This is a genomic window from Domibacillus aminovorans, from assembly GCF_001643235.1.
GTDB classification, from domain to species: Bacteria; Bacillota; Bacilli; order Bacillales; family Domibacillaceae; genus Domibacillus; species Domibacillus aminovorans.
Genome location: NZ_LQWY01000007.1, coordinates 104112 through 126824 on the forward strand (window position 1 = coordinate 104112; position 22713 = coordinate 126824).

A 22713-nucleotide genomic window follows, 5' to 3' on the forward strand; every position below is an offset into this window, starting at 1 on the left:
TTATCCTTTCTTAATACTGTTCCAAAAAAAGCGCCACGATACGTCAAGGCGTTTTTCTGTGCGTTCACGGCTTCCATAACAGAGTTCAACTAAAATACTATCAAGAATAATCGTATACATCGCTGCTGTGTCGGCAATGTCAATCTTTCGAATGGTGCCCGTTTTGATTCCTTCTTGCAAAATTTCTCTTGATTTTTCTTCCAATGCATCTAAATAATCATAAAACCGTTTTAAAATATTCTCTTTTAAATGATCTGGCGGGAAAAAAGAACTCGTAATTAAAAAGCGAAATAAAGCATCATTAGCGTACCGTTTTACATAATTGTCGAGAAATTCAAAAAGCGAAGAGTATTCATGTAAAATATTCCATTCAGCTGCAAAAGCATCGTCAATAAGTGTTGAAAACAAATGTTCTTTGCTCTTGAAATGGGCATAAATAGACGGTTTTTTAATCCCAACTTGTTCACTGATTTGTGCAAGTGATGTTCCCGCATATCCATGTTCCGCAAATAGAGCTGCCGCTTCTATTTTAATTTTATCCGCACTCAAAAAAAACACCTTCCTACCGTTCGTTAGTTTTAACATAGCACCATTTGTTAAAAAAAGCAAATAAAAAACCGCATAATGCGGTTTTTTAAGTAGTATATTCACCATTAATTTTCACATAATCATATGACAAATCGCAGCCCCATACGGTCGAATTTCCTGGGCCGTCGCCGAGTGAAATTCGGATTAACACTTCATTGTTTTTTAAATACTCTTCCAATTCAGCACGTTTATCTTCCATAGGTGCTCCGTCTTTAAATACGTAAACATCCGCAAATGAGACAGACACAGCTTCTGTATTCACTTTGTCCGTCGAGTTGCCGATCGTCGACATAATGCGGCCCCAGTTCGGATCTTCACCGAAAATCGCTGTTTTCACAAGCGGTGAATTAATAATTGATTTGCCAATTTTTTTCGCTATAACGTCATCATCGGCCCCAGTCACTTGCACTTCAACTAATTTCGTTGCGCCTTCACCATCGCGTGCAATTTCTTTCGCAAGGTCGATGCATAGATCCGTTAAAACAGACTCAAATTCCACGAGGTCTACGTCTCCAGCGAGTCCATTCGCCATGATTACAACGGTATCACTCGTGCTCGTATCGCCATCGACTGATACGCTATTAAACGAAACATCGACTGCACGCTTCAGCATTTTTTGCAAATGAGTGGGTTCAATTGCGGCATCGGTCAAAATATAGCTGAGCATCGTCGCCATATTCGGTTCAATCATGCCAGATCCTTTTGCCATCGCGGAAATGGTTATACCGCCAACTTGTCTCGTGCGAAATTTCGGATATGTATCCGTCGTCATAATCGCTTTAGCCGACTGTTCAAGCCCATCTTCAGTCAACTGATTTTTCAGCCCAGGAATGGCTGTCAATATTTTCTCAACCGGGAGCGGTACGCCGATGATCCCTGTTGAAGAAGGGAGGACGTCATTTGAATGAATCGCAAGTTCTTGTGCAACAGCCGCCGTTACTTTTCGCGCATCTTCAAGCCCTTTTTTACCCGTTGCCACGTTGGCATTTTTGCTATTGACAGCAATCGCCTGCAAATATCCATCCGCGACACTTTCTTTGCCGATTACAATCGGTGCCCCGCAAAACTGATTTTTTGTGAACATAGCAGCTGCTGAAGCCCGAACATCTGAAAATAAAATTGTAAAATCAAGTGTATTATCTTTAATGCCCGCATTGACCGAGCACGATTTAAAGCCTTTTGGAAAGGTATTCAAATAAAATCCTCCTAGTAACAATATAGTGGTTTTATTATACAACGTAACATTGATATACGGGAAGAGTATTTGAATATTTATTCAAATAAAATGAATAACAGGCTTGACATATGTGAGAAAGTGAGTAAAATATAAAGATAACATAAGGAAAGAAAGGGTGAGAAATCATGATCGAAGTACGCAAAGCGGTGCTGGCTGACGTGGAGCAAGTATTTGAACTCGTGAATCAATATGCAAATGAAGGGCTGATGCTGCCACGAACGTATGAGTCGCTCGTGTTGAATTTACAGGCGATATTTGTCGCGGAAGAGGAGGGTGAGATCCTCGGAATCGCTAGCCTTGCGATACTCGGCCATGATCTCGCCGAAATTCGTTCGCTCGGTGTAACGGAAAAAGCGAAAGGGCGCGGCATTGGAAAAATGCTCGTCAAACGAGTTGTCGAAGAAACGAAAAAAATCGGCATACCAAAACTTATTTCGCTTACGTATCAAGTCGTCTTTTTTGAAAAATGTGGTTTTGAAGTCATTCAAAAAACAGAAATGCCACAAAAAGTATGGACGGATTGCATTCATTGTCCGAAGTTTCCAAGCTGTGATGAAATTGCGATGGCAATTAAAACAGCGTAATAACATACAACCCGAGTCTGTCTCATAGTTGAGACAGTCTCTTTTTTTTTAGGATCTGTTTATAGAACGTTGTTGATTTTAGGCTCATTTTAGCTCCAGCTAAGCTGAAAAGCATTCGAAACCGCGGTTTCGGATCAAAAATCGTATTATCAATACTATTGTTTAACGTAGCTTTTTTTAAAAAAAGACCGTTCGTTTTTTATAAAAAAGGGTATAAGTAAAGTTAGACAGTTTTTATATGCAGATGACGGGAGAGAAGAAAGATGGAACGTAATCGTACAATGATGCAATTTTTTGAATGGCAGCTGCCAGCGGATCAAAAGCATTGGAGGCGCCTTAAGGAACGAGCAAAGGAATTAAAAGAAGCAGGCATTGGTGCTGTATGGGTGCCGCCTGTAACCAAAGGGCAGTCTGACAAAGATACTGGATACGGTGTGTACGATTTTTATGATCTCGGTGAATTTGATCAAAAAGGAACAATTGCAACGAAATACGGAACGAAAGAAGAGCTTGAACAGGCAATTAAAGCATGTCACGATGAAGGTATACTTGTGTACATCGACGTTGTCATGAACCATAAAGCAGGTGCGGATGACAAAGAAACATTCAAAGTCATTGAAGTGGATCAGAAAGACCGGAAAAAAATTATTTCAGAAAAGCCATTTGATATTGAAGGCTGGACGAAATTTACGTTTCCCGGACGAAAAGGCAAATATTCTGATTTTGAATGGACTTTTGAACATTTTAACGGCACGGATTATAATGCAAAAGAAGACCGGACCGGTATTTTTCGCATTGAAGGCGAGCATAAAAAGTGGAATGAAAATGTCGATGATGAATTTGGCAATTATGATTACTTAATGTTTGCGAACATTGACTATAATCACCCGAAAGTGCGTGAAGAAATGATCCGATGGGGTAAGTGGATGGCTAAAACGCTTAATTGTGACGGCTACCGCTTGGATGCCATTAAACATATTGATTATGAATTTATTGATCAATTTACGAAAGAAGTACAGGATGAGCGAGGCAAGGATTTCTTTTTCGTCGGCGAGTTTTGGGTACCAGAACTGGATGAATGTGAACATATGATTAAAGAAGCAGACGGCCGTATTCATTTGTTTGACGTACCGCTTAAATATAATCTATACGGTGCCTCACAGCAAGGTGCGAAATATGATTTGAGGGAAATATTTAAGGGAACGATCGTTGAAACCTATCCTCAAAACGCAGTTACATTCGTTGATAATCATGATACGCAGCCGGGTGAATCGTTGGAATCCTTTTTAGCGGACTGGTTTAAACAAAGCGCTTATGCACTGACACTGCTTCGTAAAGATGGCTACCCATGTGTATTTTATGGGGATTACTATGGTATTGGCGGCGAGAAACCGATCGAAGGCAAAAAAGAAGCGATTGATCCGTTATTATATAGTCGATTACATAAAGCATATGGTGATCAGGAAGACTATTTTGACCACCCGAATACAATTGGCTGGGTACGGCGCGGTGTTAAAGAAATTGAACGTTCAGGCTGTGCTGTTGTTATTAATAACAGTGAGAAAGGCGGAGAAAAAAGAATGTTTGTCGGGAAAGAACGTGCCGGAGAAAAATGGGTTGATTTTGTGAAAATACGTGAAGACATTATTAAAATTGCTGAAGACGGGTGGGCAACATTTCCAGTTAACGCAGGCAGTGTTTCCGTCTGGGGACTACCAGAGAAAGATGTCGAATAAAGTTGACACAAAAAAAAGTGCATGATAGAATCTTCGTAATCATTAAAAAGAATATATACTCTTATAAAGAGCGGCGGAGGGACTGGCCCGATGAAGCCCGGCAACCATCAGAAATGAAAGGTGCTAATTCCAGCAAAGCATGATCGCTTTGGGAAATGAGAGGTTTATGATGAAATAAACTTCCTGTTTTCGAGTAGGAAGTTTTTTAATTTAATACAAGCATATGGTGAAATGCAGCAGTTCAGCATTTCTTAAAAGGGAAGTCCGGTGAAAGTCCGGTACGGTCGCGCCACTGTAATGGGGAGTTTTTCATAAAACCACTGTTTCATTTGAAATGGGAAGGAATGAAAAACGCTGAACCAGAGTCAGGAGACCTGCCATATGTACGCACTTTTTATGCTCTACGCGTTATAGAGAGGAGTGGTCGAAAATGATGAATGCCGCGATGTATGATGATCTCAATCCCGGTTGATTTATATTCTGCTCTCTTTCTGTTACAGAAAGAGAGCTTTTTTATGGAAATCACCATAATTTGAGGGAAATCATCTTACAGGAGTGAAGAAAATGAACAGTTATTTAACGTCAGTATCGGGATACCCGCGCATTGGAGAAAAAAGAGAATGGAAACGGTCCATTGAAAAATACTGGTCCGGTGAAACGAAACAAACGGATTTTTTGCAGGAAATGAAAGAACTTCGCCTTGGCTATTTACGTACGCAGAAAGAGAAAGGGATCGACGTGATTCCGGTCGGCGACTTTAGTTTTTATGATCATGTCCTTGATACGGCTTCGATGTTCGGCCTTGTGCCGGAGCGTTTTGAATACGATGGAGGCAGTGTATCGCTTGATCTATATTTTCAAATGGCACGCGGGTCAAAACAAGCTGTAGCTATGGAAATGACCAAATGGTTTAATACAAACTATCACTATATCGTTCCAGAATTAAACAAATGCACGCCATCGCTTGTGCATAATCGGCCGCTTGACCTGTTTTTAGAAGCAAAAAATGAAGCGGGTATTACAGGAAAGCCTGTGGTCATTAGCCCGTTCACATTTGTGAAGCTAGGAAAGGGCTATACGCCAGAAGAATTTGGATCCACTGTTTATGCGCTGCTGCCGCATTATGAAACGGTCATTCGTGAGTTAAGTGAAGCAGGTGCTGATTGGATTCAAATTGACGATCCATCGCTACAATTCACGCTGACAGAAGAAGAAAAAGAAATTGTTACAAATGTATACGATGCTCTTTCAAAAGCGAAAGGAACGAGTCGCCTTCTTATTCAGACGTATTTTGATTCAATCGATGACTACACGTTTGTCACGTCACTGCCAGTTGACGGGTTCGGGCTTGATTTTGTTCATGATCGGGGAGAAAATGCATCAAGCATTGAAGAAAACGGGTTTCCGGAAGAAAAAGTTCTTTTTGCCGGTGTGATTAACGGACGAAATATTTGGAGAGCGGATGTGCGTGAACAGTGGGAGCTGCTAAAATCACTTACAGCCCATACGAGTGAAGAACGTCTAATCATACAGCCATCATGCAGCCTTTTGCACGTGCCGGTTACGACAGAATCGGAAGCGAAAATGCCTGAATTTCTAAAAGAGGGACTCGCGTTTGCGAACGAAAAGCTGGATGAACTTCAATTATTGCAATCAGCGCTTCGTGAAAAAGAATTGCTGAATTATGTAGCACCTGTTATTCCAGGAAGAGATAGTGTTCACGTTCAAAAAGAAGTGAAGCAAGCGGAACTTGATACAGGAGACAGGTCACGTCCATTTGCTGAACGACAAGTTTTACAGCGTGAAAAGTTCCAGCTGCCTTTATTACCGACAACGACGATTGGAAGTTTCCCACAAACAACAGAAGTAAGGAAAAAACGTCAGCAATGGCGTAAAAATGAACTATCAGCAGCTGATTATGCGTCGTTTATCAAACAGGAAACGAAAAAGTGGATTGACATTCAAGAAAAGCTGGATCTCGATGTTCTCGTTCACGGTGAATTTGAACGGACGGACATGGTTGAATTTTTTGGTGAAAAGCTGAAAGGATTTTATTTTACACAGTTTGCCTGGGTGCAGTCGTACGGCTCGCGTTGTGTAAAGCCGCCGGTTATTTACGGGGATGTTGATTTTATTAATGAGATGACAGTAAAAGAAACCGTCTATGCACAGTCTTTGACAAGCCGTCCTGTAAAAGGAATGCTGACAGGGCCGGTGACGATTTTTAATTGGTCATTCGTTCGTGAAGATGTGCCAAAAGCGACCGTGATGAATCAAATTGCGCTTGCTCTTCGGAAAGAAGTAAAAGCACTTGAAACACAGGGCATCCATATGATTCAAGTGGATGAACCAGCGATCCGAGAAGGGCTTCCGTTGAAAAAACGAAATGAGCAAGAGTATCTTAATTATGCGGTCAAGGCATTTAAGTTATCTGTCTCAACGGTGGAGTCAGACACGCAAATTCACACGCATATGTGCTATTCTGATTTTGAAAAGATCATTGACAGCATTTCTGCGATGGATGCGGACGTTATTTCAATTGAAACGTCAAGAAGCCATGGCGAGTTGATCAGCGCATTTGAAAGCTACCATTATGATAAAGAAATCGGGCTTGGTGTCTATGACATTCACAGTCCGCGGGTGCCGATGAAAGAAGAAATAATTCAAAACATCAGTCGTGCGTTACGTGTACTTGATCCGAAGCAATTTTGGGTCAATCCGGATTGTGGACTGAAGACACGTAAAGAAGAAGAAACAATCGCTGCCTTAAAGGTGATGGTCGAAGCGGCAAAAGAAGTGCGTCAACAATTAACCGCCATCGTTTAATGAAAAAAGGTTCCTGCGTTGGCAGGAACCTTTTAGCCTGCAGACAAAAGCTTCATTTTGAAAGCGATTGTCTGCAGTTTCCTTTTAAGCGGTTAATTTTAAGCCAACGGCAGAGATTAAAATAACTGCAATGCATAGTATTCTTGTCCAATCTCTTGATTCACCAAATAAACACATTCCTAGTACGGCAGAGCCAACGGTGCCAATACCTGTCCAAATCGCATAAGCCATTCCCATCGGGATTTCTTTCATTGCATAAGATAACATCAGAAAGCTCAACCCAAAGGAAAGAATCATGTAATAAAGAGCATACTTTTGTTTTTCGCCTAACTTTTTAACATTTAATACTCCTATTACTTCAAAACATCCTGCTGCTACTAATGCTAACCAAGACACTAGGCAACCTCCTCCTGTTTTTTAAATTCTGATGAGTTTTCCCTACTGCTTAACACTTTCAATCCGACAACGCCACCTAGCAGCGTAGCAATAAGCAAAATTTTAACCGGACTAAAAGGTTCTCCAAACACGACCATTTCAACTAAAACGGTACCAGCTGTTCCTATTCCAGCAAAAACCGCATACAGTGTCCCTACTGGTAAACTTCTTGAAGCAATCGTTAGCAAAAAGAAACTAACAGTGATGGTAATAACTGTCATCAACAATTCGAAAGCGTTACTCGAATGCTTTAAACCAGAGACCCACAAAATCTCTAACGCTCCTCCTAAAAAGACAAATAGCCAATTTCGGTTCATCTTATTTCCCCTTTCTTTCAATTAAATTGAATTCATGTTTTCTTAAATAAGGCTTTCCCTATCCAGAATATTCCCCCTTATAAACCTATTACTTTATATAATGCAAGTTTTGTACCAAAAAAATTCCCCTATAAAACAGTGCTAGATTAATTACAAAAATTCATTTTTGTAATTTTAATTCAATAGTAAAATCGCTATACTAGCCTTAATCGTATTTATAAATAAGGAGATGCAGAAAATGAAGAAAAATTACTCTAGATCATTCTCCTCATTAATAGTAGCTAAACAGAAAGCTCAAGCTTATAAATCAATGCTACTGTCCATTTACGACGAAGTTATGATTACCAACCCTAACGGAATTATTATAGAAAGGGCGGGAGAAGTTAAGGGGTTATGGGAAGCTTATCAAGATAAGATCATCGGCGAAAATCTGTTTGAACTTGAAACAACCACGTTTTTCGGTGAACCTTCGATACAAACCTTATTGAATCAACATAAGACGTCCATTATTCAAACTTCCTGGCATGGAAAAAAAATACTGGTGACAAGTTACCAACTGAATTCTAGTAATACTGGGAATTTAATAATGTGGGGAATCAAAAACATTACAGAAAACAATTCCCTTGATATGGAAGATTCAGAAGGGAAAGACACTGGTCCTATTAAATCAAAAAATCTCTCAACCCCTCTTGTCGTTCACAGTCAAAAAATGTTAGATGTACTCCACATGGCTGAAATGGTTTCTGACGTTCCATCAACCGTCCTTTTACTGGGAGAATCAGGAGTAGGAAAAGAAATGATTGCCAAAGCCATTCATGAGATGGGGCATAGAAGAGCACAGCCATTTATAGCGATTAACTGTGGGGCTATTCCTGAAAATTTATTAGAAAGTGAATTGTTCGGATATGAGGGAGGGGCATTTAGTGGGGCAAGAAAGACCGGAGCTTCCGGCAAGTTTGAACTTGCTAATCACGGGATCCTCTTTCTAGATGAAGTTGCCGAACTGCCTCTCAACCTACAAGTGAAGTTACTGCGGGCTCTCCAGGAAAGAGAAATCACACCGTTAGGAGGCTCCAAGCCAATAAAACTGAACATTCAAGTGATTGCTGCTACTAATAAATCACTTGAAAAAATGGTCGAAAGCGGAGAATTTAGAGAGGATCTTTATTATCGTTTAAATGTGGTTCCTATAGAAATTCCTCCATTAAGAGAGAGAGTGGAGGATATCCCTTATTTAATTTATCATTTCGTTCAAAAATATAATCAATTATATAACAGAAACGTTCAAATCTTGCCTGATGCCATTGAAATCCTTTCTATTTATAATTGGACCGGAAATGTTAGGCATTTGGAGAATGTTATTGAGCGTATTGTTGTTACTAGCAGACATCCCGCAGTAGACGCCATTGCTGTTCAAAAGAGTTTACCAAGGAAGACAGAAACGATAAAAGAGCCACCCGTTTTCAAGCACATTATGCCTTTACAAGAGGCGATTGATCTTGTTGAAGAGCAATTAATCAATATGGCGATGGAGCAATATAAATCAGTCAAACTTGCTGCTAAAGTGCTCGAGGTAAGTCAGCCAACAATGAGTAGAAAATATAAAAAAATCCGTGAAAAAATACAGCAGGCAAATCTTTCACCATCTAATAAGAGGAGAATTCTCGAAGAACAATTGGATAAACAATTACGTTCCATAGCAATTGTTACTGCCGCTATTATTCATCCTGAAGAAGTTATTCAATTAGAAAAAAATGTTTCTCCTTCAAATCCTGCCTATCAGAAATTACAAAAAAAATTCACAATAATCCGAGAACAAGAGGGAAGCATAGAGTGGATGTACATCTTTAAATTTATAGACAGTAAAAGTATGCTCCATCTTGTAGCCGACGAGGATTTTGTAATAAAACCTGGAGAAATCTATAAAGGACCGCCTGAGATGATGGATGTCGCGTGTGCAGCGATGAAGGGAAAAGTGGGAGTAACACCATTGTATCAAGATATTTACGGAGAATGGAAAACTAGTTTCGCTCCCATAGTTGATCAAACAGGAGAAGTCATTGCCCTAATCGGATATGACTACAGCAAATCTTATATCAACTCTGAAATTAAAAGATTAGGGAAAATATTAAACATTATCATATAGACACTGATGTTATTTCAATTGAAACGTCAAGAAGCCATGGCGAATTGATCAGCGCATTTGAAAGCTACCACTATGATAAAGAAATCGGGCTTGGTGTCTATGACATTCACAGTCCGCGGGTGCCGATGAAAGAAGAAATAATTCAAAACATCAGTCGTGCATTACGCGTACTTGATCCGAAGCAATTTTGGGTCAATCCGGATTGTGGACTGAAGACACGTAAAGAAGAAGAGACAATCGCTGCCTTAAAGGTGATGGTCGAAGCGGCAAAAGAAGTGCGTCAACAATTAGCCGCCATCGTTTAATGAAAAAAGGTTCCTGCGTCGGCAGGAACCTTTTTCTTATAATTTAAATGAACTTTTCAATGAAACGATGCGGTTAAAGACTGGTTTGCCCGGCTCTGAATGTTTCGGGTCTACATTAAAGTAGCCGTGACGGAAAAATTGCAGCTTTTCCTGCGCTTCAATGTTTTCTAGATTCGGCTCAATAAAGCCGTTGATCACTTCAAGCGAATTTGCATTAACATGATCTAAAAACGTTTTGTCTTCTGATTCAGCCATTTCTTCATCGAGAATGAGTGGTTCGTATAAACGGAATTCAGCGGGCAGTGCATGCGAGGCGTCCACCCAATGAATCGTGCCTTTCACTTTACGGCCTGTGAAGCCAGATCCGCTTTTCGTATCCGGATCGTATGTGCAGTGAATTTCTGTTACATGGCCATCTGCATCTTTAATGACGTCTTCACATTTAACAAAATAAGCATGCTTTAAGCGAACTTCATTGCCAGGGAAGAGACGGAAATATTTTTTCGGCGGCTCTTCCATAAAGTCTTCCTGCTCAATATAAATTTCACGAGAAAAAGGAATCTTTCGTGTACCCATCTCGGGATTTTCAGGATTCACTTCCGCATCAAGCCATTCGACTTGTCCTTCCGGATAGTTCGTAATGACAAGCTTCAATGGACGAAGCACGCCCATCGTGCGTGGTGCTTTCAGCTTCAAATCTTCCCGAACGAAATGATCAAGCATTGCTGAATCAACCGTACCGGACCCTTTTGAGACTCCTGTTTCTTTCACAAAGTCACGGATTGCCTCTGCTGTAAAACCACGGCGGCGCATTCCAGAAATTGTTGGTAAGCGCGGATCATCCCAGCCGTCCACAAACTCACCATCGACAAGCTGCTTCAGCTTTCTCTTACTCATAACCGTATTCGTAATATTTAAACGGCCAAACTCAATTTGTTGCGGCTGAGTGTCCATTTCGCATTCACGCACAACCCACTCATAAAGAGGACGGTGGTCTTCAAATTCAGTCGTACAAAGAGAATGTGTCACACTTTCAATGGCATCTTCGAGCGGGTGAGCGAAGTCGTACATCGGATAAATACACCACGCATTTCCCGTATTATGATGAGACGTATGAGAAACGCGGTACAGGACTGGGTCACGCAAATTTAAATTTGGCGACGTCATATCGATTTTCGCACGGAGCACTTTGCTGCCGTCCTCAAATTCACCATTCTTCATCCGGTCAAATAAATCAAGGTTTTCTTCTTTTGTGCGGCTGCGGTGCGGGCTTTCTTTGCCTGGCTCTGTCAATGTGCCACGGTATTCGCGAATTTCGTCCGCTGTTAAATCGTCGACATACGCAAGTCCCTTTTGAACAAGTAAGACAGCACGTTTATACATTTCATCGAAATAATTTGATGCAAAGCGGAGTTCGTCCCACTCATAGCCAAGCCACGATACATCTTCTTTAATTGAATCAACGTACTCTTGGTCTTCTTTCAGCGGGTTTGTATCATCAAACCGTAAATTTGTTTTTCCGTTAAAATCGTCGGCAAGACCAAAATTAATAACGATTGATTTTGCGTGCCCGATATGAAGGTAACCGTTTGGTTCGGGTGGAAAGCGAGTAATTACGTTATCGTGCCGTCCTGATTCCATATCTTGTTTAATAATCGTTCTGATAAAGTTGGATGATTGTTCCAAATTGAGACCAGCCTTTCTTTGTTAAAGTCATGTATGTTTATTATATTTCACTGACAGCGCGAAAGAAAGGCTTCGACATTAATCTTTCATTTGTGCAGTAAGTTTGTCAAATCGTTCTGTCGTTTCTTTCGCTGGTTTTGTCATTAGACTGACAATGACAATGGCTAGAAGTGACACAGCAAAACCGGGAATAATTTCATACAACGTGTCAGATAAATGGAACACATTCGACCAAATAATAATCGTTGCAGCACCAGTCACCATACCGGCAAGCGCCCCCCATTTCGTCATGCGTTTCCAGTACAAGCTCAGTAAAATGACCGGACCAAATGCGGCACCGAAGCCTGCCCATGCATAACTGACTAGTTTTAAAATCGTATCATTTTGTTCCCAGGCAAGTGCAAGGCCAATGATAGAAATGATCAACACAGAGAGACGGCCTAAAAAGACGAGCTCTTTATCAGAAGCATCACGGCGGAAAAACGTTTTATACAAGTCTTCTGTCAGTGAACTAGACGTAACAAGAAGTTGTGATGAAATCGTACTCATGACGGCTGCTAAAATCGCCGATAATACAAAGCCTGTAATGATCGGATGGAACAAAATATCACCTAATGCGATAAAAATGGTTTCGCTGTTTTCAAGCACTAATCCATTCATCGAGTAATAGGCAATACCGAGAAATCCAGTAAACAATGCACCCATCGTAGAGAAAATCATCCAGCTCATGCCAATCCGGCGAGCTGTTTTTATATCTTTTCGAGACGTGATCGCCATAAACCGGACGATAATGTGCGGCTGGCCGAAGTAGCCAAGTCCCCATGCGAATAGGGAAATAATACCAAGAATACTTTGACCTTGAAAAATGTCGAGTAATTTGGGATCAATGGATCGTACTTCTGATACAGCTGTTCCAAGACCACCAATTTCAATCAATGCGACAATCGGCACCAGAACTAATGCTGTTACCATAATGATTCCCTGAACAAAATCCGTCCAGCTGACTGCTAAAAAGCCGCCAAATAACGTATACGCCACGACTATGCCTGTGACGACAAATAAACCAATGCGATAATCCATGTCGAACGTTGTATTAAATAATACACCACCGGACACCATACCGGATGACACGTAAAACGTGAAGAAAATCAAAATAACGAGCCCGGAAATAAGGCGGAGCATTTTAGAGCTATCATCAAACCGGTTTTCTAAAAAGCCGGGAATGGTAATCGAATCATTCGCAATTTCGGTATATGTGCGCAGTCGTGGGGCAACGAATAGCCAGTTTGCCCACGCACCAAGGGTTAAGCCGAATACAATCCAGGATGAGCTAATCCCCGTTAAAAACATTGCGCCAGGCAGCCCCATTAATAACCAGCTGCTCATATCAGATGCACCGGCAGACAGTGCCGTTACCGCTGGACCGAGCCCGCGTCCCCCAAGCATGTAATCTGTTAAATTGGACGTTTTCTTATACGCTAACCATCCAATGAGCAACATGACTGCCATGTAAATAACAATTGAAACAATCAGTAAATAATCCATCAAGACATCCTTTCGTTTTTAAAGCGTAACGGTATCCATTATAACGAAAATAATTTCTTTGTAAAAAAAACAGGAGCATCTGATCAGTGTCAGATGCTCTATCGCTCCCATTATATCAAGTGTTCGCCGTTTTTTTACTTTTTGTTGAATCAACAGCTGTCTTTGCGAAAAACTTCGCATTTTCAGGAATTTGCTTTGTTTCATTTATGGTCAATGTAACCGCCTGCTTTGCATAATCTACATCGGCTATAAGCTGCTCTTGATGAACTTTCAATTCATCTGTTTCAGACTTAATTTTATCTGCTTCAGTTTGAATGCGTGTTTGCACCGCTTTTAACTGATCGATTTTCGGCTTCATTGATTTGAATGTGCCAAGGGCCGAAATACCGAAATAAATAAGTGCCCCTACCATAATTGCAAGACTGATCCAGCCGATCCATTCCATACCAAAAACCTCCATTGAAATCTGTGCTTTTTACTACTTTACCCTAAATCGGGGCAATTGTAACAGTAAAATGTTGAAAAAACACTGGGAGCGGATTAATCGAGTGTGAAAAAGGTAAAATGAAAGAGAGAGGTGACGTTGAATGAGACAGATGAATGAAGAATTACCGAGTAAAATGAACAATTATAAGCCGATAGGCAATGGTTTTTTTGAACAGCCAACGCTTACATTGGCCCGAAACTTACTCGGCTGTCTGCTCGTGAAAGAAATGGACGAGGGGATCGCATCCGGTTTTATTGTTGAAACAGAAGCGTACTGTGGGCCGCTTGATAAGGCAGCACATAGTTTTAATAATCGACGGACGAAGCGGACGGAAGTGATGTTTGCAGAAGCCGGGAACGTATATACGTATTTGATGCATACGCATTGCTTAGTGAATGTTGTAAGTGGGGCAGTCGATACGCCAGAAGCTGTGCTCATTCGCGCGGTGGAACCATATGAGGGCATTGATCTTATGTTTGAACGGAGAGGTGACACGACGATGAAAAATTTGACGAGCGGGCCAGGGAAGTTGACGAAAGCACTTGGTATTAACATGACCGATTACGGTAGACGCTTTGATGAACCGCCGATTTACATTGCATCGGGATTTACGCCGAATGATATTTCGATAGGTCCACGCATCGGCATTCCGAATAGTGAGGAAGCGAAAGACTACCCGTGGCGCTTCTGGGTGACGGGAAATGCGTACGTATCGCGTTGAATGTAACAAAGCAGCAAAGGTAGTAACAAAAGGATAAAAGCAGCACAAGGCTGCCTTTATCCTGGAAATTTCTTTTCACTCGACGATGAATCTTTCGTATGGTGTTTATTTTTTTCGTCGAACTGCTGGATTTTCAAATCTTCAAGCGGAATGGAATCTACGGTTTGTTCTTCTTTAAACTTATCATATATGCTTTCTTTGTCTGTTTCGAGCTGGTCAGGGTTATCCATTTTTCCTTGATCACGTTTTTTCTCCAATTTTTTCACCTCAAAAGGAATCATAATCTTTATACTAACCTTAATTTGTCATTGTTAAACATGTGAAAACAATGGATAATGAAAAAAAAGCGAGAAGGAGCCTTTATGTCAAATCAACCAACATTTTTATCATCATTACAGCCATTTTTGCAGGAAGCATGGCAAAAAGCGGAGTTTAAGCAGCCAATGCCAGTGCAGGAAGAAGCGATTCCATTGCTGCTTGAAGGACACGATGTAATCGCGGAATCACCTACAGGAACAGGAAAGACACTTGCGTATGTATTGCCAATGCTAAACAAAATTGATCCGAAACGCCAACAAGTCCAGGCGGTCGTCATGGCGTCATCACGGGAACTGATCATGCAAATTCAAGAAGAAATCCGCACATTTGGCGGGGGAGTGATCACGTCAGCTGGCATGATCGGCGGGGCGAACATTAAGCGTCAGACTGATCGATTAAAAAAACCGCCCCATATCGTATGCGGGACACCGGGTCGATTACTTGAACTCATTCAAATGAAAAAACTCAAAATGCATGAAGTCAAACTTATTGTATTAGATGAGGGAGATGAACTTTTCACAACTGCGCTAGCCGACCCAGTTCAATCCATTATTAAAGCATCGCTGAAAGACCGTCAGCTTGCTCTGTTCTCTGCGACATTGCCAGCGGCGGCAGAGAAAAAAGCGAAAGAAGTCATGAACGATCCAGAAATGGTGAAAATTTCAAAAGAAAGTTTGCCGGAAGAAGGAAATGTCCGCCATTTGTATTTCACATGTGAGTGGAAAGAAAAACAGCAAATGATTGAAAAAGTGATGCGCACGTTTGAACCGGAGCGGATACTTGCGTTCATTAAAGACATTACAGACGTCAATGTGATGTCAGAAAAGCTTGCGTATAAAGGCGTGAAAAATGGCGTACTGCACAGTGAACTCAGAAAAGAAGAGCGTGTCAAAGCAATTCGTGAATTCCGAAATGGCAAAGCACCACTATTATTTGCGACAGATGTCGCGGCTCGCGGACTTGATGTGAAGGGGCTCACTCACGTTTTGCATTTTGAAGCGCCGCACAATTCACGTGAATATACGCACCGCTCCGGACGAACGGGACGTGCGGGAGGAGACGGAACGATTATCACACTTATTACGAGTGAGTTTCAGGAAAAAGAATTGAAGAAAATTTCCAGACAAATCGGCATTGAACTTGAAAAATATGAATTTTATAAAGGGAAAGCTGTCCCTGCAAAATAAACAAGGAACGTGCTAGCTTCAGCACGTTCCTTGTTTATTATTTACTTAGCCTTATCATAAAATCATGTAATTTATCCAACGTGATGATGTTTTGATTGCATTTTTGACTATCCAGACAAATATAGTTCCCTCTGTTAATAAAAGTACCATTTCCAGATACTTTTGCTTCTGACATAAACATACCGACTTCTTCATGACCATTGCACAGCGCACAAATTCCTTTTAGGTTTGAACGGGTAAAGGTGCCAGACAGTCCGATAAGCTTCATGTGATGTGGAGCGACAATGTATTGTTTATTGGAGCCATTGTCATGCCAACCCAAATAGGAAATTTCTTTCCGTTCCTTGTCTTCTAATACAGGAACCTTTAATTTTTTTGCTTTTGGGAATAATTTTTTTATCGATTGTTCTGTTACGGCTTTAAACGGAATCACATACGGTTTTAATTGTAGCAGAAACGTTTCAGCATCCGCTTTTTCTTTAATTGTCACAATGGAGGCTATTAATTGTTTTTGCTCATCGGTCGTGTCTTCAAACAAATGGAATACTTTTTCTTCAGCGAGCGATTTGAGTGCTTTCAGAACATCTATATCGTTGCCGCTCGCGTGTCCGTTAATTAAAATCTTTGTTTGAGTTTTAATAAAGTTATACTGGTCACTTCTTATAAAAGGATCTATTTTAATCACTCCCAATCATATTGCTCAGTTACTTTTTTTACTTTAACAGATGAATAAATATTGCGATATGGAGAAGATGATTAAGAAACAAAATCTACATAAAAAACACTGATCATCTATTTACAAGATCATCAGTGCTGTTATTTTTGTTTCTCTTTATTTAGAATACACAATTTTTTTGATTGTTTCGACTGAGAGGAAATGGTCTTCAGCTAATTGATTCATCGTTGTACCGCTTTTAAATCCCTTTTTAATGGCTTTATTTCGGTCGTCAATGAACTTTCTTTCGCCAGAACGTGTACCCCATTTTTGATAAGCTGTTTTAGGCTTAGGAATATAAATCGTTTCACCTTGAACATACTTTTGAATTTCTGCTATCAGCTGTTCGGGTAAAACAGTCGTTGCTTTTACATATTTCATTTCTGCCAGCCCCTTATTTTTGTTGAAAATGAAAATAAGGTGCAAAGCCAACGATATTAGAAATGATCTATGCTTATTTGGGCGATTTTAAATAAATCGTTCACCCCATGCAAAGTATCGCCTTTCTAATATTAGGCTTTGCATGAGACGCTGCAGATTGTGGCAAACCAGTCACATTTACCATTCTTCCACCTCCTTAAAGCGTTTATGACGTAAACGCTTTTTAAATCCCATTTATTGTACAATAAATGAAACTTTACTGCATCTTGTTGCTTTTCAACGACTCTATGTCAAGACGGAATGATGTATCGAATTCGATTACATCGCCTGTTTTTAGAGCGATCGGTGTTTTAAAAAGCGGACCGTCATACACAAACGTATGAAACTCGCCATTTTCGCCCAATGGACAGCAATCCGTTTTTACAATATCCTCTGCAAATGACTCATCTAACACTCGGCCAAGAAACGTAGCATCCATCATATCGCGCCGCACACGAATGATCATTGCTTTATAGCCAGTATCTATAAATCGCTCCAGCATCCGTGCACTTTCTGATTTTTTGCTCTGGAGTGGAAATATGGATTTAACACCGGCTGCTGCCGCCGTTTTTTCTCCCCATTCAATATGACCATCGAGATAAATATCACCAAACGCGATGCCAACAAGCGTAAATTTATCTTTCAACTGTTTCAAATCAGCAATAAAATCATCTGTATAATGATTGTATCGGCATCGAATAAAGTGAACCGGGATATTAAGTGACTTACTTTGTGCCTCGATCAATTCCATTTTTTCATCATGTCCGAATGTGCGGCCTGTTTCAATCGGTGCTGTCGTGATGAGACAGACAACATCTATACCCTGATTTCTTAACAAGTGAAGCGCCATCGTGCAGTCTTTGCCGCCGCTCCACGACAATGCATACCGTTTTTTCATCATCAAAATACCTTCGTCGTCCATGATTCGCCGTTCCAAATGTCTGTCACAATGTCTTGATAAAATTCAGGTTCATGTGAAATAAGGAGGATGCTTCCTTTAAAAGCCTTCAGCGCTCGCTTCAACTCTTCTTTTGCATCGACGTCAAGGTGATTGGTCGGCTCATCGAGAACGAGAACGTTGGACTCCTGATTAATTAATTTACACAGACGAACTTTTGCTTTTTCACCGCCGCTTAACACAGCAACTTTACTTTCAATATGTTTCGTCGTTAATCCACATTTAGCAAGTGATGAACGAATTTCATATTGCGTAAATGATGGGAATTCGGTCCACATTTCTTCAATACATGTGTTGTTGTTACTCGTTTTAATTTCTTGCTGGAAGTAGCCGATCAAAAGGTTTTCACCGCGTTCTACTTGGCCAGAAACCGGGGTGATTTCACCGAGCAGACTTTTCAGAAGCGTCGTTTTCCCGATCCCATTTGCACCGGTTAGAGCAATTTTTTGTCCGCGATCCATGCGCAAGTTCAGTGGGCTAGAAAGTGGCTCATCATATCCAATCACAAGGTCGCGTGCTTCAAAAATAAGTTTACTAGGTGTCCGTCCTTCTTTAAAACGGAATTCCGGTTTCGGGCGTTCAGACGCCAATTCAATAACATCCATTTTATCAAGTTTTTTCTGGCGGGACATCGCCATATTACTCGTTGAAGCACGCGCTTTATTACGGGCAACGAAATCTTTTAAGCCGGCAATTTCCTGCTGTTGCTTTTTAAATGCTGCTTCAAGTTGTTGTTTTTTCATTTCATGTACTCTCAAAAATTCATCATACGTACTGGCGTAGCGATTCAGTTCTTGATTCTCCATATGATAAATTAAATTGACGACACTATTTAAAAATGGAACATCGTGCGAAATGAGCACAAAGGCATTTTCATATTCTTGTAAGTAACGCTTCAGCCATACAATGTGCTGTTCGTCCAAATAGTTTGTCGGCTCATCCAAAAGTAAAATGTCCGGCTTTTCAAGGAGTAACTTTGCGAGCAATACTTTCGTCCGCTGTCCACCGCTCAAGTCATGAACATCACGATCAAGGCCAATGTCATCGAGACCGAGACCACGCGCTGTTTCTTCAATTTTTGCATCGATAATGTAAAAGTCATTATTTGTAAGAATGTCTTGCATCGTACCCGTTTCTTCAAGCAATGTCTCCAGTTCTTCTGGTGAAACATCTCCCATTTTCCCAAACAGTTCATTCATTTCTGTTTCGATATCAAACAAATATTGAAACGCCGTCCGGAGCACATCGCGAACTGTCATGCCTTGCATTAATACTGCATGCTGATCAAGATAGCCGACACGGACATTTTTCGACCATTCAACTTTACCTTCATCCGGCTGCAATTCGCCGGTAATAATGTTCATAAACGTTGATTTGCCTTCACCATTCGCGCCGATAAGGCCGATATGTTCACCCTTTAACAGGCGGAAAGAAACATCATTAAAAATTACACGGTCGCCGAAACCATGGCTTAAGCGGCTTACTGATAAAATACTCATTGTTGTCAAAAACCTCGCGTTCTTTTTCTTATTATTATATCATTTTGCTTAAAAAAGCGGAGGAAAACTGGTGAACGGCGAGTAGTCAATGTAAAATAGGTTTTATAAGGAAAATCAGGAGGGATTCTTTTGAAAGAACGGACATATAACAAGAAAATAGAGAACACCAATTTCAATTGGAATTTAGACGAGGGTCTATTTCAATTTGATGATGAGGACGTTGTTTTATTTTGGACAAAGTCAGAACTAAAAACGTTCATCGACACGATTGAAGAAGTGACAGGTGTCGAATCTGTCCGGGTAGTACTTGAGACAGCAGGTTACCGGTCAGGGAAAATTATGAGCAGCTTCTATGCAAAGGACGGTAAGAGTATGCGAGAAGTGCTTGAATCGTTGCCTAATGTTTACACCGCTACGGGTTGGGGAGCAATGGAGTACAAAAGCCTCTGTTTAGAAGAACGGCGTGCTACACTATCCATTCGTAATGATTGGGAAAGTAAAGTCGTTCAAGCACAGGGAAAGCAAGAGCCAGGCACCCTTATCGGTGGTCATTGGGCGGGTATTTTTACGGGGCTGTTTGGAGAGACAATGTGGTATAAAATTACCGATTATACTATATCTGAAGCCGGTTCGTATAAAGAAATCGAACTGTTCCCGTCTCCAGTGACACCGAATGAAAACATTCGCGAGTACATTCAGTCGCAGGAGCAGCAGACGATTGTGCAGCTGGAAGCGATGGTGGAAAATCGGACGATAGAACTGAAAACGATGATTCGTGAACTGTCTTCACCTGTTATTCCCGTTCTGGACGGTATTCTCGTTACACCGATTATGGGCCGGTTTGATCAAGAACGGTCCGATGACTTAATTGAAAAAGTATTGCAAGCTATTGTGGATCATAAAGCAAAAATGCTTATTTTAGATGTCACGGGTATTAATGCGATGGACTCCCTTATTCTAAGTACACTTGAAAAATTGACGCAATCCATCCAATTAATCGGTGCGGTACCGATGGTTGCAGGTATTTCTCCGGAACTTGGTATGGAAATGGCGTCAAAAGGCATTTATTTAAAAGATTTAAAGTGTTTTGCGACACTGAAACACGCTGTTCATTATGCGAATGCACTTGATGGAATGCATATTATTAAGAAAGAAGATGAATCACTTTAAAAAGATGTCAAGAGTTTGTTATGATAAATAAAAATACGGGTATAGAAATACAAGTTATTTTTTACCCCGGGAGGTGAGGGGAAAAAACAGCTTGTCTGTTTTTTCCACATTTTGATATTAGTCAATATATTGTTATTTGTCCTGCTCATCGTGCTGACCGGCTTTTTCGTTGCAACGGAATTTGCCATCATCCGCGTGCGTCCATCGCGTATTAATCAGCTCGTTGAAGAAGGGAACAAGCGGGCAATTGCAGCACAAAAAGTAACATCAAACTTAGATGAATACTTGTCTGCCTGTCAGCTTGGTATCACGATTACAGCACTCGGACTCGGGTGGCTCGGGGAACCGACTATCGAGAAAATTTTGCATCCGGTGTTTGAACGGTTTGAACTCGCATCATCTGTTTCAAGTGTTTTATCATTTTTTATCGCCTTTTCCCTTGTGACGTTTTTACACGTTGTTGTCGGGGAACTGGCACCGAAAACAGTCGCGATTCAAAAAGCGGAATGGGTCACATTAACGTTCTCGCCGATCATCATTGTTTTTGATAAAATCATGTATCCAGTCATTAAATTGTTGAACGGTTCAGCTCGTGGCTTAGTCGGTCTTTTTGGCTTGAAACAGGCGTCTGAACACGAAATGGCACACTCTGAAGAAGAGCTGCGCATCATTTTGTCGGAAAGTTTTAAAAGTGGTGAAATTAATCAGTCTGAATATAAATATGTCGATCGTATTTTTGAATTTGACGAGCGTGTGGCTAAGGAAATTATGGTACCACGTACGGATATGATCACATTGTCAAAAGATTTAACATGGGATGAAATTACGTCAATCATTCAGATTGAAAAATATACGCGTTATCCAGTCGATGATGGTGATAAAGATAACATTCTCGGTATGGTCAACATGAAAGAACTATTATCATATTATTTAAACCGTGACAGCGATCGGAGTCGGCCGCTTGAAGAGTTTGTAAAACCGGTCATTCGTGTGATTGAAACGATTCCGATTCATGATTTGCTGTTAAAAATGCAAAAAGAGCGCATTCATATGGCAGTTTTAATGGATGAATATGGCGGTACGTCAGGACTTGTAACCGTTGAAGATATTTTAGAAGAAATTGTGGGTGAAATTCGTGATGAATTCGATGCGGATGAAAAGCCGGAAGTACAAAAACTGGGAGAAAAACATTATCTGCTGAATGCACGTGTATTAATTTCAGAAGTAAATGACTTGCTTGGTACTCATTTGTCGGATGAAGAAGTCGATACGTTAGGCGGCTGGGCACTCACAGAAAACATTGATGTGAAGCTCGGTGATTCGATTGAGCAGGATGGATATGAATTTATTATCCGCGACGCCGACGGCCACCACATTCATGCTATTGAAGCGAAAAAAGCGAAAGCAAAGCCGGAAGAACAACTGGTAAATGAATAAACGAAAAAGAGCCGCGATGTTTCGCAGCTCTCAGCTTGTAGACAAAGTCTTCATTTTGAAGGCGATGTTTGCGAGCTTTTTTTGTATAATAGAATCATCAAAATCTTGTGGGGGAATTTGTATGTTATCGAAACGGCTGGAAGATCATCGAAACCAAATGGAAGTTGTGGCTCTGGACCAGCTCGTGCCGGATGATCATTTGGTCCGTAAAATCGAGGCAGCGATTGATTTCGACTTCATTTATCCGCTGCTGGAGGACATGTATTCTGCTGATAACGGCCGGCCGAGCGTTGATCCGGTTGTGCTCATTAAAATGGTGCTCGTGCAGTACCTGTTTGGCATCCGCTCGAGCCGGCAGACGATTAAGGAAATTGAGACGAACGTCGCCTACCGGTG

21 protein-coding genes, 1 pseudogene and 2 riboswitches are annotated in these 22713 nt (G+C 40.9%); of the genes and pseudogenes, 10 read left to right on the plus strand and 12 right to left on the minus strand.

What is annotated here, in order from left to right:
- Both AWH49_RS04365 and argJ read right to left on the minus strand, forming a co-directional pair.
- Entirely contained in the window at positions 1-549 is a 549-nt protein-coding gene (locus tag AWH49_RS04365; protein WP_063964792.1) for a TetR/AcrR family transcriptional regulator, read from the minus strand.
- Between the two features lie 85 nt (positions 550-634).
- Positions 635-1783 carry a bifunctional glutamate N-acetyltransferase/amino-acid acetyltransferase ArgJ gene (argJ, locus tag AWH49_RS04370; protein ID WP_063964772.1) on the minus strand — a complete coding sequence of 383 codons (1149 nt, stop codon included), beginning with the start codon at positions 1781-1783 and terminating at the stop codon, positions 635-637.
- A gap of 167 nt (positions 1784-1950) precedes the next feature.
- Between argJ and AWH49_RS04375 the strand changes: the two genes are divergently transcribed.
- The 3 genes from AWH49_RS04375 to metE all read left to right on the plus strand — a co-directional run bounded on the left by AWH49_RS04375 (position 1951) and on the right by metE (position 6971).
- Positions 1951-2409, plus strand: a complete 459-nt coding sequence (locus AWH49_RS04375; RefSeq protein ID WP_034288794.1) for an N-acetyltransferase — start codon at positions 1951-1953, stop codon at positions 2407-2409.
- 263 nt (positions 2410-2672) lie between these two features.
- Positions 2673-4145, plus strand: coding sequence for an alpha-amylase (locus AWH49_RS04380; protein ID WP_063964773.1), 1473 nt, complete (start codon positions 2673-2675; stop codon positions 4143-4145).
- Between the two features lie 58 nt (positions 4146-4203).
- A riboswitch (SAM riboswitch) is annotated at positions 4204-4307 on the plus strand.
- Positions 4308-4352: 45 nt separating this feature from the next.
- A riboswitch (cobalamin riboswitch) is annotated at positions 4353-4541 on the plus strand.
- A 168-nt stretch (positions 4542-4709) separates the two neighbouring features.
- Positions 4710-6971, plus strand: a complete 2262-nt coding sequence (gene metE, locus AWH49_RS04385; protein ID WP_063964774.1) for a 5-methyltetrahydropteroyltriglutamate--homocysteine S-methyltransferase — start codon at positions 4710-4712, stop codon at positions 6969-6971.
- Positions 6972-7055: 84 nt separating this feature from the next.
- Here the strand turns inward: metE and AWH49_RS04390 are convergent, their stop codons facing one another.
- The gene (locus AWH49_RS04390) at positions 7056-7367 is read right to left on the minus strand and encodes a DMT family transporter (protein ID WP_018395562.1); all 312 of its coding nucleotides are present in this window, start codon (positions 7365-7367) and stop codon (positions 7056-7058) included.
- Entirely contained in the window at positions 7367-7723 is a 357-nt protein-coding gene (locus tag AWH49_RS04395) for a DMT family transporter (protein ID WP_063964775.1), read from the minus strand. The genes AWH49_RS04390 and AWH49_RS04395 overlap by 1 nt, the downstream gene beginning before the upstream one ends.
- A gap of 238 nt (positions 7724-7961) precedes the next feature.
- Between AWH49_RS04395 and AWH49_RS04400 the strand changes: the two genes are divergently transcribed.
- Both AWH49_RS04400 and AWH49_RS04405 read left to right on the plus strand, forming a co-directional pair.
- Positions 7962-9869 carry a sigma-54 interaction domain-containing protein gene (locus tag AWH49_RS04400; RefSeq protein ID WP_063964776.1) on the plus strand — a complete coding sequence of 636 codons (1908 nt, stop codon included), beginning with the start codon at positions 7962-7964 and terminating at the stop codon, positions 9867-9869.
- Positions 9866-10174, plus strand: a pseudogene (locus tag AWH49_RS04405) (5-methyltetrahydropteroyltriglutamate--homocysteine S-methyltransferase); the annotation flags it as partial. The gene AWH49_RS04400 and the pseudogene AWH49_RS04405, both read left to right, overlap by 4 nt.
- A gap of 36 nt (positions 10175-10210) precedes the next feature.
- Here the strand turns inward: AWH49_RS04405 and AWH49_RS04410 are convergent.
- From AWH49_RS04410 to AWH49_RS04420, 3 genes are all read right to left on the minus strand, one after another.
- Entirely contained in the window at positions 10211-11860 is a 1650-nt protein-coding gene (locus AWH49_RS04410; RefSeq protein ID WP_063964778.1) for a glutamine--tRNA ligase/YqeY domain fusion protein, read from the minus strand.
- Positions 11861-11938: 78 nt separating this feature from the next.
- Positions 11939-13405 carry a sodium/proline symporter PutP gene (gene putP / locus AWH49_RS04415; RefSeq protein WP_063964779.1) on the minus strand — a complete coding sequence of 489 codons (1467 nt, stop codon included), beginning with the start codon at positions 13403-13405 and terminating at the stop codon, positions 11939-11941.
- A gap of 115 nt (positions 13406-13520) precedes the next feature.
- Positions 13521-13850, minus strand: coding sequence for a hypothetical protein (locus AWH49_RS04420; protein WP_018395568.1), 330 nt, complete (start codon positions 13848-13850; stop codon positions 13521-13523).
- 151 nt (positions 13851-14001) lie between these two features.
- Between AWH49_RS04420 and AWH49_RS04425 the strand changes: the two genes are divergently transcribed.
- A complete protein-coding gene (locus AWH49_RS04425; protein ID WP_244886770.1) occupies positions 14002-14613 on the plus strand; it encodes a DNA-3-methyladenine glycosylase in 612 nt (203 codons plus the stop codon).
- A gap of 56 nt (positions 14614-14669) precedes the next feature.
- On the opposite strand, the gene AWH49_RS04430 is transcribed toward AWH49_RS04425, so the two are convergent.
- Positions 14670-14879 carry a hypothetical protein gene (locus AWH49_RS04430; RefSeq protein ID WP_342341781.1) on the minus strand — a complete coding sequence of 70 codons (210 nt, stop codon included), beginning with the start codon at positions 14877-14879 and terminating at the stop codon, positions 14670-14672.
- A 96-nt stretch (positions 14880-14975) separates the two neighbouring features.
- On the opposite strand from AWH49_RS04430, the gene AWH49_RS04435 reads away from it, so the two are divergent.
- Positions 14976-16118, plus strand: a complete 1143-nt coding sequence (locus tag AWH49_RS04435; protein ID WP_063964781.1) for a DEAD/DEAH box helicase — start codon at positions 14976-14978, stop codon at positions 16116-16118.
- A 37-nt stretch (positions 16119-16155) separates the two neighbouring features.
- On the opposite strand, the gene AWH49_RS04440 is transcribed toward AWH49_RS04435, so the two are convergent.
- The 4 genes from AWH49_RS04440 to AWH49_RS04455 all read right to left on the minus strand — a co-directional run bounded on the left by AWH49_RS04440 (position 16156) and on the right by AWH49_RS04455 (position 19710).
- Entirely contained in the window at positions 16156-16794 is a 639-nt protein-coding gene (locus tag AWH49_RS04440; protein ID WP_063964793.1) for a FusB/FusC family EF-G-binding protein, read from the minus strand.
- A gap of 156 nt (positions 16795-16950) precedes the next feature.
- Positions 16951-17214, minus strand: coding sequence for a CD3324 family protein (locus tag AWH49_RS04445; protein ID WP_063964782.1), 264 nt, complete (start codon positions 17212-17214; stop codon positions 16951-16953).
- Between the two features lie 256 nt (positions 17215-17470).
- Positions 17471-18154: a Dph6-related ATP pyrophosphatase gene (locus AWH49_RS04450; RefSeq protein ID WP_342341780.1), complete on the minus strand. Its 684-nt coding sequence runs from the start codon at positions 18152-18154 to the stop codon at positions 17471-17473.
- Positions 18154-19710 carry an ABC-F family ATP-binding cassette domain-containing protein gene (locus AWH49_RS04455; RefSeq protein ID WP_018395575.1) on the minus strand — a complete coding sequence of 519 codons (1557 nt, stop codon included), beginning with the start codon at positions 19708-19710 and terminating at the stop codon, positions 18154-18156. Before AWH49_RS04455 ends, AWH49_RS04450 begins: the two co-directional genes overlap by 1 nt.
- A gap of 129 nt (positions 19711-19839) precedes the next feature.
- Between AWH49_RS04455 and AWH49_RS04460 the strand changes: the two genes are divergently transcribed.
- From AWH49_RS04460 to AWH49_RS04470, 3 genes are all read left to right on the plus strand, one after another.
- A complete protein-coding gene (locus tag AWH49_RS04460; RefSeq protein ID WP_082862669.1) occupies positions 19840-20880 on the plus strand; it encodes an STAS domain-containing protein in 1041 nt (346 codons plus the stop codon).
- Between the two features lie 111 nt (positions 20881-20991).
- The gene (locus tag AWH49_RS04465) at positions 20992-22317 is read left to right on the plus strand and encodes a hemolysin family protein (RefSeq protein ID WP_063964784.1); all 1326 of its coding nucleotides are present in this window, start codon (positions 20992-20994) and stop codon (positions 22315-22317) included.
- A gap of 121 nt (positions 22318-22438) precedes the next feature.
- Positions 22439-22713 (plus strand): transposase (locus tag AWH49_RS04470; RefSeq protein WP_169815972.1); only part of this gene is annotated, 275 nt, incomplete at its 3' end.

Coding starts and splice junctions, on each gene's coding strand:
- metE (WP_063964774.1), top strand. CDS start 4,710: ATGAACAGTTATTTAACGTCAGTATCGGGATACCCGCGCATTGGAGAA.
- putP (WP_063964779.1), bottom strand. CDS start 13,405: ATGGATTATTTACTGATTGTTTCAATTGTTATTTACATGGCAGTCATG.
- AWH49_RS04445 (WP_063964782.1), bottom strand. CDS start 17,214: ATGAAATATGTAAAAGCAACGACTGTTTTACCCGAACAGCTGATAGCA.
- AWH49_RS04425 (WP_244886770.1), top strand. CDS start 14,002: ATGAATGAAGAATTACCGAGTAAAATGAACAATTATAAGCCGATAGGC.
- AWH49_RS04395 (WP_063964775.1), bottom strand. CDS start 7,723: ATGAACCGAAATTGGCTATTTGTCTTTTTAGGAGGAGCGTTAGAGATT.
- AWH49_RS04435 (WP_063964781.1), top strand. CDS start 14,976: ATGTCAAATCAACCAACATTTTTATCATCATTACAGCCATTTTTGCAG.
- AWH49_RS04375 (WP_034288794.1), top strand. CDS start 1,951: ATGATCGAAGTACGCAAAGCGGTGCTGGCTGACGTGGAGCAAGTATTT.
- AWH49_RS04380 (WP_063964773.1), top strand. CDS start 2,673: ATGGAACGTAATCGTACAATGATGCAATTTTTTGAATGGCAGCTGCCA.
- AWH49_RS04455 (WP_018395575.1), bottom strand. CDS start 19,710: ATGAGTATTTTATCAGTAAGCCGCTTAAGCCATGGTTTCGGCGACCGT.
- AWH49_RS04420 (WP_018395568.1), bottom strand. CDS start 13,850: ATGGAATGGATCGGCTGGATCAGTCTTGCAATTATGGTAGGGGCACTT.
- AWH49_RS04450 (WP_342341780.1), bottom strand. CDS start 18,154: ATGATGAAAAAACGGTATGCATTGTCGTGGAGCGGCGGCAAAGACTGC.
- AWH49_RS04400 (WP_063964776.1), top strand. CDS start 7,962: ATGAAGAAAAATTACTCTAGATCATTCTCCTCATTAATAGTAGCTAAA.